Genomic DNA, 12,010 nt, shown 5'->3' on the forward strand with positions numbered 1-12,010 from the left:
GGCGAGGAGGTGACCCGCGCGCCCGGCCGGCTCTTCACCGGGGCGCCGGTCGCGGTCATCGATATCGGCTCCAACTCGGTCCGCCTCGTGGTCTATGAGGGGCTGAGCCGCGCGCTCACGCCCATCTTCAACGAGAAGGCCCTGTGCGGGCTCGGCCGCGAGGTGCTCTCCACCGGGCGCCTGCCGCAGGATGCGGTGGACCGTGCCCTGGCCGCCCTGAAGCGGTTCCGCGCCCTGTGCGACGCCATGGAGGTGGGCGAGGTCCATGCCCTCGCCACCGCCGCAGCGCGCGACGCGGAGAACGGCCCCGCCTTCATCGCCGAATGCGAGGCCATCTGCGGTCGCAAGATCGAGCTGCTCACCGGCAAGCGCGAGGCGGAACTCGCCGCCGCCGGCGTGGTGGCCGGTGTCTATGCGCCGGACGGCATCGTGGGCGATCTCGGCGGCGGCTCGCTGGAGCTGGTGGACGTGAAGGGCCGCGCCATCGGCACCGGCGTCACCCTGCCGCTCGGCGGGCTCGCCCTGCAGGATCGCTCGGCCCGCTCGCCGCGTAAGGCGGAGAAGATCGTCCGCGAGACCATCCCCGAGGCCGAGGTTCTGGGGGCGCTGGCCGGCCGCACCTTCTATGCGGTGGGTGGAACGTGGCGGGCGCTGGCGCGCCTGCACATGTACACCAAGGGCTATCCGCTCCACGTGATGCATGGCTATGTGATTCCCGCCCGCGAGGCGCTGGACTTCACCCGCATCGTGCACCGGGCCGACGCCGAGGCCCTCGCCCATATCGACGTGGTCTCCGATGCCCGCCGTCCCCTACTCGCCTATGGCGCGCTGGTGCTGGAGAACATCGTGCGGCAGGGCCGGCCGTCCGAGGTGGTCATCTCCGCTCTCGGCGTGCGCGAGGGCCTGCTGCATTCCCTGATGCCGGAAGAGGAGCGCGTCCGCGACCCGCTCCTGATCGCGGCAGCCGAGATGAACGTGCTGCGCTCCCGCTCGCCCCGCCACGGGGAGGAGCTGGTGGCCTGGACCGACGGCTTTTTCGCTTCGGCGCCGGTGCTGGAGGAAGCGGAAGACGAGAAGCGCCTGCGCCGTGCCGCCTGCCTGCTGGCGGACGTGAGCTGGCGCGCCCACCCGGACTATCGCGGCGAGCAGAGCCTGAACATGATCGCCCACGCGGCGTTCGCCGGCATCGATCATCCCGGCCGGGCCTATGTCGCCCTCTCGGTCTATTTCCGGCACATGGGCCTCAACACTGACGAATCCGACACCCGTATCCTGGAGCTGCTCACCACCGGCATGCTGGACCGCGCGCGCATCCTCGGCGCGGTGATGCGGGTCGCCTACGTGCTCTCGGCGGCCATGCCTGGCATCCTGCCGCAGATGCCGCTTCAGGTGCGCGGCGACCAGCTGGTGCTGTCGGTGCCGCGCAAGGTTGTCTCGCTGGTGAACGACCGGGTCTATAACCGCCTGCGCCAGCTGGCCCGGCTCATCGGCCGCGAGCCATTGCTCGAACAGGGCGACTGACCGGCCCGGCCGGGGTCCGCCGGCCTGTTCCTTGGGAAGGGACCGCCTCAGGCGGGCACTGATACACCTGTGACCGGCGTCACGCCGGCGGCGCGGGGCGGTCGCAAGTCCGCCCCAATCCACCTTCACGCTGGTGCCATGAAACAGCTTCTGAACCTGTTTGGCGGAGTTGCCGGCCTTGTGGTCGCGGGCCTCGTGGGCCTTGCGCTGTTCACGCTCGTGGGCGGCCTCATCGTCGTGGCCGGCATCGTGATCACGACACTCGTGCTCGGCGGGGGTGTCTACGCTCTCGTCACCGGCCGGGCGCCGGGCATGCGCCGGGGCGGCTTTTCGTCCCCCTTCGGCTCGGTGCGGGTGTTCGACCTGCGCAGCGGGCAGCCCTTCGGCAATGCCGAACGCGCGCCCGACGAGAACGGCATGATCGACGTGACCCCGCCCAAGCCCTCCGCGTCTTCCGCCCGCACTCAGCGCGACGGCGCCTGAGGATCGCCGACCGGCGATTTTCCTCACCGCCGGAAGCAGCTAGGTTGCCCCGACGCGCGACACCGCGCGGAGGGGGTCGGCACGCGTCATGGACGGGGGTATCGGATCGGGCGCGTATCTGGCGCTGCTTGTGGTCTGCGTCGCGCTGGCGATGCTTACGGTGGTTTCCCACGCCATCGCGCTGGCGATCATCCGCCGCCGCCTCAGCCGGCGCATCCGCGGCAAGATCTACTCCGATCACGTATTCCGCGAGGCGGTGATCATCAGCGCCACCGTGCTGAGCCTCAGCCTTGCCCACATGTTCGAGGTCTGCATCTGGGCAACGGCCTATGTCGCGCTCGGCGCCATCGCCGACCCGCACGACGCGATCTATTATTCCATCTCCACCTACACCACGGTCGGCGCGGACGGGGTGTCCATCGCCAAGTCTTTCCGCGCCATCGCCGGGTTCGAATCGCTCCTCGGCCCGATGATGGTGGCCTGGTCCACCGCGTTCCTGGTGGAGTTCGTCGTGCGCATGCGCGGCCCGGACTCCACCTGAGCCGGGCCGTCGCTGCCCACACGAGCGGCGCCGGTCTTCGACCGGCACGAAGGGGGTTGCGCTCAAGCGCCGCGCGGGCTTGTGCCGATGGGAGATGAGACAAGCTCATCACCCATCGCTGTCACACGCTGGTGGGATAGTTCGGGCTCTCGCGGGTGATGGTCACGTCGTGCACGTGGCTCTCGCGCAGGCCGGCGGAGGAGATGCGCACGAACTGGGCCTTCTCGCGGAATTCCTTCAGCGTGCTGCCGCCCACATAGCCCATGGCCGCCCGCAGGCCGCCGGCAAGCTGGTGGAGCACCGCGCCCACCGGGCCCTTGTAGGCCACCTGGCCCTCGATGCCTTCCGGAACCAGCTTCAGCGTGTCGCGCACTTCCGCCTGGAAGTAGCGGTCGGCCGAGCCGCGGGCCATGGCGCCCACCGAGCCCATGCCGCGATACGACTTGTAGGAACGGCCCTGATAGAGGAACACCTCGCCCGGGCTCTCGTCGGTGCCGGCGAGCAGCGAGCCCACCATGGCGGCGGAGGCGCCGGCCGCCAGCGCCTTGGCGAGGTCGCCGGAATACTTGATGCCCCCGTCTGCGATCACCGGCGTGCCGGTGGCGTAGGCGGCTTCCACCGCATCCATCACCGCGGTGAGCTGGGGCACGCCGACACCCGCCACGATGCGGGTGGTGCAGATGGAGCCCGGGCCGATGCCCACCTTCACCGCGTCCGCCCCGGCGTCGATGAGCGCACGGGCGCCTTCGGCGGTGGCGATGTTGCCGGCGAGGATCTGGGTGCGGTTGGAGAGCTTCTTGATGCGCTCCACCTGATCCAGCACCTTGCGGGAATGGCCGTGGGCGGTATCCACCACCACGAGGTCCACGCCGGCGTCGATCAGGCGCTCGGTGCGCTCGAAGCCGTCAGGGCCCACGGTGGTGGCGGCGGCGACCCGCAGGCGGCCCTGCTCGTCCTTGGCGGCGTGGGGATAGGCCACCGCCTTCTCGATGTCCTTGACGGTGATGAGGCCGACGCAGCGTTCGTCGTTGTCCACCACCAGCAGCTTCTCGATGCGGTACTGGTGCAGGAGGCTCTTGGCTTCCTCCTGGTTCACCTGGCCCTCGCGCACGGTGATGAGCCTGTCCTTGGTCATCAGCTCGGCCACGCGCTGCTCGGGATTGTGGGCAAAGCGCACGTCGCGGTTGGTGAGGATGCCGACCAGCCGCCCGGCGATGGCACCCACCCCGCGCTCCACCACCGGAATGCCGGAGATGGAATAGCGCTTCATGAGGGTGAGGGCGTGGGCGAGGGTCTCGTCGGGATGGATGGTGACCGGGTTCACCACCATGCCCGATTCATACTTCTTCACCTGCCGCACATGCTCGGCTTGAAGCTCGGGCGTGAGGTTGCGGTGGATGACGCCGATGCCGCCCGCCTGCGCCATGGCGATGGCGAGGCGCGATTCGGTCACCGTATCCATGGCCGCGGAGATGATGGGCAGGTTGAGGCTGATGGTCTTGGTGAGCTGGGTGGCGACATCGACCTGGCCCGGCATCACTTCGGAGGCGCCCGGCGTCAGCAGCACGTCGTCGAACGTCAGCGCCTCGCGGAACGGCGCGCGACCGTTGGCGATGGCCGCGGAGGGGGGCACGTTCGAAATCGGGGTGGTCATGGCCAACTCCTTAAGGCGGCGCGGGAAGCCGGGCCGCTGGATCGGGGCCGGAACGGGTTGCTGTCAGACACCCCGCTACGAGTTGGCAGTGGCCGATACCATGAGTGCACGACGAATAGAAGACCTGTTGCGAGGCATTCGCTGCAACGCTCCCATGCACGCAGCGGCGAGCAGCCACCCGCGCGCCTGCACCGGGCCGGCCGGACACCCCGCCGGCCCGTGCGAGCGCTCTATTCGCCGGCGAGGCGCAGCGGCGCGCGGGCCGCGGCTTCCGCACGCCTCAGGCGGTCCTCCGCCGCCGCCACATAGTCCCGGGTCAGCGGCACCGCCTGCTGCCGGCGGGCGAGCTGGATCTGGAACACGTTCAGGCCCTGGTGGCGGAATGCCATCTCGCTGGACGCCAGATAGAATTCCCACATGCGGCAGAAGCGTTCGTCGGTGAGGCGGGCGGCCTCCTCCCGGCGGGCCAGGAAGCGCTGGCGCCAGGCCTTCAGCGTCTCGGCATAATGCAGGCGCAGGAGCTCCACGTCAGTGACGACGAGGCCGGCCCGCTCGATGTGCGGCAGCACCTCCGACAGGGCCGGGATGTAGCCGCCCGGGAAAATATACTTGGTGATGAAGGGGTTGGTGACGCCCGGCGGATCGGAGCGGCCGATGGCGTGCAGCAGCATCACCCCGTCGTCCTTCAGCAGGCTGCGGGCCTTGCGGAAGAAGACGCCGAAATGGCCCACGCCCACATGCTCGAACATGCCCACCGACACGATGCGGTCGAATACCCCCTCCACGTCGCGATAATCGCGCAGGGTGAAGTTCACCCGATCGGCAAGGCCGCGCTCGGCGGCGCGGTGGCGCGACAGTGCCAGTTGCTCGCTCGAGAGCGTGACGCCCTGAACCTTCGCCCCCGCCATCTCCGCGAGATAAAGACCGAGCCCGCCCCAGCCCGAGCCGATGTCCAGCACGTCCAGACCTGCGCGGTCGAGCACGAGCTTGGCCGCGATGTGGCGCTTCTTGGCCAGCTGGGCGTCGTCGAGGCTCTGCCCCTCATGCTCGAAATAGGCGCAGCTGTACTGCCGGTCATGGTCGAGGAAGAGTGAATAGAGCCGCCCGTCGATATCGTAATGGTGCGCCACATTGCGTTGCGACCGGCCGGGCGGGTTGAATTGCGTAATGCGGCGCGACACCCGCCGCAGCAGGTAGAGCAGCTTGGCCGGCGCCGTGGGGTTGATTGAAAACGGCTGGGCCATGACCAGGTCGAGGAAGTCGGCGATGGTGCCCTCCTCCATAACCAGCGTGCCGTTCATGTAGGCTTCGCCGAGCTTCAGCTCCGGGTCGAGGCAGATGTCGCGCTGGGCCGCCGGGCAGGTGATGCGAAGCGCCACCGGCTTCTGCCCTGGCGGCGCATTCCCTAAGGTCATTGTCCGACCGGACGCGGTTGTCACCCTCAGGCCGCCGTGAACGACAACCCGCCGCAAGACCTTTTCCAGCAACCGCTCCATCGGCCGCCTCCACTCAGCTTCAGCCCCAAACCTTTCTCCCGCTCCAAGCCGCGGAGCGTTCATCCGCGGGCCGGCGCCAAGGGGGCGCCACGGGCGCGCCCATTCACGCTCCCATGCCCTGCCTGAATGAAAACGCTCCGGATCCGGCTTTGGTCCGCTCGCCGGCCTTCGACGCCTGATCTGGCGCAGGGCGACGCGGCAAACGTCCCGGCCGGTCCACCCGGATGGCCGCAACGGGTTTCATGAAACCACCAAGGCTGCGGCGTCGCAATATGGCGCTGGGGCGACAACGTCACGTGCGCGCGAGCAGGCGCCGGCAACGTGTGAATGCAAAACGGCGCCCCGGCAGGGGGCCGGGACGCCGTTGGTCTTCCGCGTCGAAAAAGCGTCGCCCCCAATGGAGGGGGCGATAAGGCCTCAGCCCTCGGTGCCTTCCTCGGCCGCCAGCTCGGCGGCGACTTCGGCGCGCTCGATGGCGAGTTCGGCCTCGATCTCGGCATCCTCGTCACGGGCGGTGCGCACGTCCTCGCCGCGGGCCTGACGCTCGGCCTCCTCGGCGTTGCGGGCGACGTTGACCTTCACGGTCACCTCGACCTCGGGGTGCAGGGTCACCGGGACCACGTGCACGCCCAGGGTCTTGATGGGGTGGTTGAGGACGACCTGCTGGCGGTCCACCGTGAAGCCGGCGGCGGTGAGGCCATCGGCGATGTCGCGGGTGGAGACCGAGCCGTAGAGCTGGCCGCTCTCGCCGGCCTGGCGGATCATCGCCACGCTCTGGCCGTTGAGCTTCTCGGCCACCGCCTCGGCGTCCTTGCGGCGCTCCAGGTTGCGGGCCTCAAGCTCGATCTTCATGGTGTCGAAGCGGGTCTTGTTCGCCTTGGTGGCGCGCAGGGCCTTGCCGTTCGGCAGCAGGAAGTTGCGAGCGTAGCCGTCGCGCACCTTCACCACTTCGCCCATCTGGCCGAGCTTGGCGACGCGCTCGAGAAGAATGACATCCATTTTCGTTTCTCCTGTTCGTATTGGATTGGGATTTCTTGGTCGGAATTTCTTGGAAAGTCAGCGGTCGTTCGCGGCCGGCGGTCCCTTGCCGGTGGCGATACGGGAGCGAAGGTCGAGCATGCCGTCGGCAAAGCCGAGCACGGCCATGGCCAGCACCGGCCAGCCCAGCACGGCCGAGGTCACCCAGAGCGCACCGAGGATGAGGGTCCGCGCCGGCTGGCCTTCGGTCAGGGCGTGGACCACAGCGAAGCCGGCGAGGGCATAGGCGAAGGCGAGTGTCAGGGCGCCGGCCGAGGCCGCAAGGCCGGCGAGGCCACCGGCCATGGACAGGGCCAGCACCACGGCAAGCACCAGCGAGGTCACCGGCGGCAGCCGGAAGGCGGCCAGCTTGGGCCACGGCCGCGCCAGCGTGCCGGAGACCCGCGCCGCGCGGGCGGAGAGGTAGAGGCAGGCGAGGTAGGAGGCCATGGCCATCCCCGCCGCCATGGCGGGCAGGACATGGGCGATCAGCGTGGCCATGGCGAGGGGGTCGCGCCCCTCCGCCCCGATGGGCAGGGCCTGGCCGGCCACGAACGCCTGGAAGGTGGCGGTCACCGCCGCATGGTACGCCTCATAGTCCGAGGCCATACCGAACAGGGCCACGGTGACGGAGACGGTGGCGAAGCCCGCCGCCAGCAGCACCAGCCCGCCCACGGGAAACCAGACGAAGCCGTCACGGGCCGCCGGATCCGTCCGGGCGAGAAGCGCCGCATAGGACAGGCCGAGGGCCGGGCCGCCGAGGCCCACCAGATAGGTGATGAGGAAGGTGCCGCCGAAGCCGAGCCACAGCCCGGCGCCCCCGGTGATCACGGCAAGGACCGCAGCCAGCGGGCTGAACGCGATGCCGGCGATCATCACCGGCAGGGGCGAGAGATAGAAGAGGGGGACGGCCAGAACCGAACCCGCCGCGGCGCTGGCGGCAAGCAGTGCGGAGGCCGATCCGGCGGCCAGGCCGATGAGGATAAGAAGTGCCATCCGACAAGCTGTCCCGCTGACGCGGTTAGAGGCGGACCTTGGGTCCACCCCAGCAGACGCCCCGGAGACTTCCCCGCGGCGCGTCGCCAAAACCAAAGGAAAACGCCCTCCCTGGCGGGGAGGGCGAATGGATCAGCGGATCACGAAGGGCAGAAGGCCCAGGAACCGCGAGCGCTTGATGGCGGTCGACAGCTCACGCTGCTTCTTGGCGGAGACCGCCGTGATGCGCGAGGGCACGATCTTGCCGCGCTCGGAGATGTAGCGCTGCAGGAGGCGCACATCCTTGTAGTCGATCTTCGGCGCGTTGGGGCCGGAGAACGGGCAGGTCTTGCGACGACGGAAGAAGGGACGACGCTGGCCACCGCCACCGCCGGCGCCACCGGACTGAGCGAATGCCATCAGACTTCCTCCTCGCCGCCATGGGACTCTTCAGTGGGACGCGGACGGCGCGGGCGGTCCTCGCGACCACCGAAGCCGCGGTCGCCACGGTCACCGCGATCGCCACGGTCCCCACGGTCCCCACGCTCGCCGCGATCGTCGCGGTCGCGCTTCTGGAGCATGGCGGACTGGCCTTCTTCGTGCTCGTCCACGCGCAGGGTGAGAATGCGCAGGACGTCCTCATCGATGCGCTGCTGGCGCTCCAGCTCCTGGATCGCCGCCGCGGGGGCAGTGATGTTCAGGAGCGTGAAGTGCGCCTTGCGGTTCTTGTTGATGCGATAGGTCAGGGACTTCACGCCCCAGTACTCGGTCTTGCCGACCGAGCCGCCATTCGCCTCGATGACACCCTTGAATCGGGTGGTGAGTTCCTCGACCTGCTGCGCCGTCACGTCCTGGCGCGCGAGGAACACGTGCTCGTAAAGCGGCATGTGTTCGTGTGCCTTTCGTTTCACTTCCGTCCACCGGCGCCAAGCCCTTCTTGCCGGAAAGGCGCGAAGCTCGGAAGGCGGGGACACGGGACGACGGGCAGGTGCCCTGTTTTTCAACGCCACAGCGGAGAACGCCGAGGCAAAGAAAGACCGTCCGTTCAGCCCCCGGCCGGGTGCGACGGAAGCGGGGCGTATAGCAGATTCTGCGCCGAAGGCAAGTTTCCGCGCGCCTCTCAGCCGCGAACGCGCCGGCCCTCGCTCAGAACAGGCCCATGCTGGTGCTGGAATTGCGGGTCGGCGCCGCTGGCTTGGCAGAGGCGGGCTTGGCCGAGACCGGCTTCGCGGTGGCGCCGGTCGCGGAGGCGGAGGCCGGATTGGCCGGCTTCGGCTTCTTCTTCGGCGCGGGGGTGGTGGAGGCCACCTTCGGCTCCGGCACGCCCTTGTTCATGGCGATCAGCTCGGAGACCGTGACGAACTTGTAGCCCTTGGCCTTCAGGTCATCGAGCACCTTGGGCATCGCATCCACCGTGGTGGGGTGGATGTCGTGGGCGAGCACGATGGCGCCGGGATGGGCGTGGGACACGATCCGGTCGTGGATGACCTGGGCGTTGCGGTCCTTCCAGTCGAGCGGATCCACCGACCAATAGATGAAGGTCGAGCCGAACTTCTCGCGCAGATGGGCGCGCAGCGCCGGGGTCATGGCGCCGTAGGGCGGGCGCACATAAAGGGGCGACTTGCCGGTGAGCTGCTCGATGGCGGCGTTGGTGTCGCCGATCTGCTTGTCGGCGGCCGCCACCGAAATCTTGGGCAGTTGCGGGTGGTCCCAGGAATGGTTCGCCACCTCGTGGCCCTGCGCGATCATCTGCTTGATGATGGCGGGCGAGGCCGTCGCCCGGCTTCCGAGCACGAAGAAGGTGGCCTTGATGCCCCTCTGCTCCAGCATCTTAAGCAGCCGGGGCGTGGTCTCGGGGTTGGGCCCGTCGTCGAAGGTCATGGCGATGTAGGGGCCATCCACCACCGCGGAGGAATAGGCCACCAGCTTCTGCGGCGAGGTTCCGGTCGGGGCGGACGTCGCCGCCGGCGTGGACATGCCTGCGGCGGGGGCCGGCGGCTCGGCGGCGGTCTGCGAGGCGGCGAAGGTGCCGGTCGGCGTCATGGTCGCGAGGGGCTGGGTCGCGAGAGGCTTGTTGGCGGAGGGCGCCGGCTGAAAGGTCTGGCCAAAGGCTGAGCCCAGGCCGATCACGCCCACGGCGGCAAAAGCGAGAAATCCCCAGGAAGCCTTCACGACGGACCACTTTCCATGTCTGTGCCAGGCGACCATAGCCCGGTTTCGTTCACGCCTGACCCACACGTTTCGCCTAAGGCCTATGCATAAAATGTGAAGCGGAAGAGGCAAACGCCCCTGCTTCCGCAAAGTCAAGTTCCCTCGCCTTGACTCGCCCACATTCCGGGTGTCTCTGCCCTCCCCAAATTTGATAATTGGAGGGCCGCGCATGTCGGATGGGCCGCGTACAGGATCTCAGACCGCCTTTATCTTCCCCGGGCAGGGCAGCCAGGCCGTGGGAATGGGCAAGGCGCTGGCGGACAATTTCCCGGCCGCGAAGGCCGTGTTCGATGAAGTGGACGCCGCCCTTAACGAGAGCCTGACGCAGGTGATGTGGGACGGCCCCATCGACGCGCTGACCCTCACCGCCAACGCCCAGCCGGCCCTCATGGCGGTTTCCCTCGCCGCGCTGCGCGTGCTGGAGACCGAGGCGGGGCTGGACCTCGCCCGCGAGGCCGCCTTCGTGGCCGGCCATTCGCTGGGCGAATATTCGGCCCTCGCCGCCGCCGGCGCCCTCACCATCACGGAAGCCGCCCGGCTGCTGCGCATCCGCGGCCGCGCCATGCAGGAGGCGGTGCCGGTGGGCGAAGGCGCCATGGCTGCCCTGCTGGGCCTCGACTACGACCAGGCGGTGGCCGTGGCGGCGGAAGCTGCCGGCGACGACGTGTGCGAGGCGGCCAACGACAACGCCCCCGGCCAGGTGGTGGTCTCCGGCACCAAGGCGGCGGTGGAGCGTGCCATCGTTATCGCCAAGGAGAAGGGCGCCATGAAGGCCCTGCTCCTGCCCGTATCCGCCCCCTTCCATTGCCGCCTCATGGGACCGGCCGCCGAGGCCATGGAAGTGGCTCTCTCCGGCTCCACCGTGATGACGCCGCGGGTGCCGCTGGTGGCCAATGTGCGCGCCTCCCCGGTGACCGACCCGGCCGAGATCGTGCGCCTGCTGGTGGAGCAGGTGACCGGCACCGTGCGCTGGCGCGAAAGCGTCATCTACATGGCGGGCGCGGGCGTGACGCGCATGGTCGAGATCGGCACGGGCAAGGTGCTGTGCGGCCTCGTCAAGCGCATCGACAAGTCGGTGTCCACGAGCGCCGTGGGCACGGCGGAAGACGTCGCGGCCTTCATCGCCGCCCGCAACGCCGCCGCCTCGGCGGCCTGAGGCGCTTTTCTCCCTCACTGATATACCGTCATGGCCGGCTTTATGCCGGCCATTGGCGCGTTCGACCCGCGCCGGCATTGCGGAACGCCGTTAAAGCCCTGCACAAGGCCGGGGCGAATTCAGGCGATGCGCTCGGGCTGGCTCGCTCATCTCCAACCGGCCCTGACGCCGGACACCCGACAAAGGACTGGGGGACTACATGTTTGATCTTTCCGGCAAGACCGCGCTCGTCACCGGCGCCACCGGCGGCATCGGTGGCGCGATTGCCAAGGCGCTGCACGCCCAGGGCGCCATCGTCGCCATTTCCGGCACCCGCAAGGAGGCCCTCGACGTCCTCGCCGGCGAGCTGGGTGGCGACCGCGTCCACGTGCTGCCCTGCAATCTCGGCAGCACGGAAGAGGTGGAGAAGCTGGTGCCGGACGCCGAGGCGGCGCTGGGCGGGCACATCGACATTCTCGTCAACAATGCCGGCATCACCCGCGACAACATCTTCATGCGCCTCTCCGACGAGGCGTGGGACCAGGTGATCGCGGTGAACCTCACCGCCGCCTTCCGCCTGTCGCGCGCGGCCGTGCGCACCATGATGCGCCGCCGCTCGGGCCGCATCATCTCCATAACCTCCATCGTCGGCGTCACCGGCAATGCGGGCCAGGGCAATTATGCCGCCGCCAAGGCCGGCATGATCGGCATGTCCAAGTCGCTGGCCCAGGAAGTGGCTTCGCGCGGGGTGACGGTGAACTGCGTCGCCCCCGGCTTCATCGCCACCCCCATGACCGACGCCCTCAACGACAAGCAGCGCGAGGGCATCCTGAAGGCGGTGCCGGCGGCCAAGCTCGGCACCCCCGAGGACATCGCCGCCGCCTGCGTCTACCTCGCCTCCAACGAGGCCGCCTATGTCACCGGCCAGACCCTGCACGTGAACGGCGGCATGGCCATGATCTGACCTCGACCCCGGC

General features: G+C 68.9%; 12 protein-coding genes. 5 read left to right on the forward strand and 7 right to left on the reverse strand.

Annotation, left to right across the window (positions count from 1 at the left end):
* Positions 1-9: 9 nt before the first annotated feature.
* From ppx to FZ033_RS04160, 3 genes are all read left to right on the forward strand, one after another.
* Positions 10-1,521, forward strand: a complete 1,512-nt coding sequence (ppx, locus tag FZ033_RS04150; RefSeq protein WP_149574885.1) for an exopolyphosphatase — start codon at positions 10-12, stop codon at positions 1,519-1,521.
* A gap of 138 nt (positions 1,522-1,659) precedes the next feature.
* Positions 1,660-2,004 carry a hypothetical protein gene (locus FZ033_RS04155; RefSeq protein ID WP_149574886.1) on the forward strand — a complete coding sequence of 115 codons (345 nt, stop codon included), beginning with the start codon at positions 1,660-1,662 and terminating at the stop codon, positions 2,002-2,004.
* A gap of 88 nt (positions 2,005-2,092) precedes the next feature.
* Positions 2,093-2,545 (forward strand): ion channel, encoded by a 453-nt coding sequence (locus FZ033_RS04160; protein WP_149574887.1) that lies wholly within the window; start codon positions 2,093-2,095, stop codon positions 2,543-2,545.
* Between the two features lie 121 nt (positions 2,546-2,666).
* Here the strand turns inward: FZ033_RS04160 and guaB are convergent, their stop codons facing one another.
* The 7 genes from guaB to FZ033_RS04195 form a co-directional block, all read right to left on the reverse strand.
* Positions 2,667-4,199, reverse strand: coding sequence for an IMP dehydrogenase (gene guaB / locus FZ033_RS04165; protein ID WP_210247857.1), 1,533 nt, complete (start codon positions 4,197-4,199; stop codon positions 2,667-2,669).
* Between the two features lie 230 nt (positions 4,200-4,429).
* Positions 4,430-5,695 carry an SAM-dependent methyltransferase gene (locus FZ033_RS04170; protein WP_149574888.1) on the reverse strand — a complete coding sequence of 422 codons (1,266 nt, stop codon included), beginning with the start codon at positions 5,693-5,695 and terminating at the stop codon, positions 4,430-4,432.
* A gap of 417 nt (positions 5,696-6,112) precedes the next feature.
* Positions 6,113-6,694 (reverse strand): 50S ribosomal protein L9, encoded by a 582-nt coding sequence (rplI, locus tag FZ033_RS04175; RefSeq protein ID WP_149574889.1) that lies wholly within the window; start codon positions 6,692-6,694, stop codon positions 6,113-6,115.
* A gap of 57 nt (positions 6,695-6,751) precedes the next feature.
* Positions 6,752-7,708, reverse strand: coding sequence for a YybS family protein (locus FZ033_RS04180; protein WP_149574890.1), 957 nt, complete (start codon positions 7,706-7,708; stop codon positions 6,752-6,754).
* Between the two features lie 132 nt (positions 7,709-7,840).
* Entirely contained in the window at positions 7,841-8,107 is a 267-nt protein-coding gene (gene rpsR / locus FZ033_RS04185; protein WP_138399794.1) for a 30S ribosomal protein S18, read from the reverse strand.
* The gene (gene rpsF / locus FZ033_RS04190) at positions 8,107-8,574 is read right to left on the reverse strand and encodes a 30S ribosomal protein S6 (RefSeq protein WP_149574891.1); all 468 of its coding nucleotides are present in this window, start codon (positions 8,572-8,574) and stop codon (positions 8,107-8,109) included. The genes rpsR and rpsF overlap by 1 nt, the downstream gene beginning before the upstream one ends.
* Before the next feature lie 259 nt (positions 8,575-8,833).
* Positions 8,834-9,859 (reverse strand): polysaccharide deacetylase family protein, encoded by a 1,026-nt coding sequence (locus FZ033_RS04195; protein WP_149574892.1) that lies wholly within the window; start codon positions 9,857-9,859, stop codon positions 8,834-8,836.
* A gap of 208 nt (positions 9,860-10,067) precedes the next feature.
* Between FZ033_RS04195 and fabD the strand changes: the two genes are divergently transcribed.
* Complete coding sequence (gene fabD, locus FZ033_RS04200) at positions 10,068-11,054, forward strand: ACP S-malonyltransferase (protein WP_149574893.1); 987 nt, start codon at positions 10,068-10,070, stop codon at positions 11,052-11,054.
* A 199-nt stretch (positions 11,055-11,253) separates the two neighbouring features.
* The gene (gene fabG / locus FZ033_RS04205; RefSeq protein WP_149574894.1) at positions 11,254-11,997 is read left to right on the forward strand and encodes a 3-oxoacyl-[acyl-carrier-protein] reductase; all 744 of its coding nucleotides are present in this window, start codon (positions 11,254-11,256) and stop codon (positions 11,995-11,997) included.
* The last annotated feature ends 13 nt before the right edge of the window (positions 11,998-12,010 follow it).

Source organism: Xanthobacter oligotrophicus, from assembly GCF_008364685.1.
Taxonomy (GTDB): Bacteria; Pseudomonadota; Alphaproteobacteria; order Rhizobiales; family Xanthobacteraceae; genus Xanthobacter; species Xanthobacter oligotrophicus.

Bases quoted from the DNA above. Each gene is read 5' to 3' on its own strand.
- FZ033_RS04155 (WP_149574886.1), top strand. From the start codon at position 1,660: ATGAAACAGCTTCTGAACCTGTTTGGCGGAGTTGCCGGCCTTGTGGTC.
- fabG (WP_149574894.1), top strand. From the start codon at position 11,254: ATGTTTGATCTTTCCGGCAAGACCGCGCTCGTCACCGGCGCCACCGGC.
- FZ033_RS04180 (WP_149574890.1), bottom strand. From the start codon at position 7,708: ATGGCACTTCTTATCCTCATCGGCCTGGCCGCCGGATCGGCCTCCGCA.
- FZ033_RS04170 (WP_149574888.1), bottom strand. From the start codon at position 5,695: ATGGAGCGGTTGCTGGAAAAGGTCTTGCGGCGGGTTGTCGTTCACGGC.
- rpsF (WP_149574891.1), bottom strand. From the start codon at position 8,574: ATGCCGCTTTACGAGCACGTGTTCCTCGCGCGCCAGGACGTGACGGCG.
- fabD (WP_149574893.1), top strand. From the start codon at position 10,068: ATGTCGGATGGGCCGCGTACAGGATCTCAGACCGCCTTTATCTTCCCC.
- rpsR (WP_138399794.1), bottom strand. From the start codon at position 8,107: ATGGCATTCGCTCAGTCCGGTGGCGCCGGCGGTGGCGGTGGCCAGCGT.
- guaB (WP_210247857.1), bottom strand. From the start codon at position 4,199: ATGACCACCCCGATTTCGAACGTGCCCCCCTCCGCGGCCATCGCCAAC.
- rplI (WP_149574889.1), bottom strand. From the start codon at position 6,694: ATGGATGTCATTCTTCTCGAGCGCGTCGCCAAGCTCGGCCAGATGGGC.
- FZ033_RS04160 (WP_149574887.1), top strand. From the start codon at position 2,093: ATGGACGGGGGTATCGGATCGGGCGCGTATCTGGCGCTGCTTGTGGTC.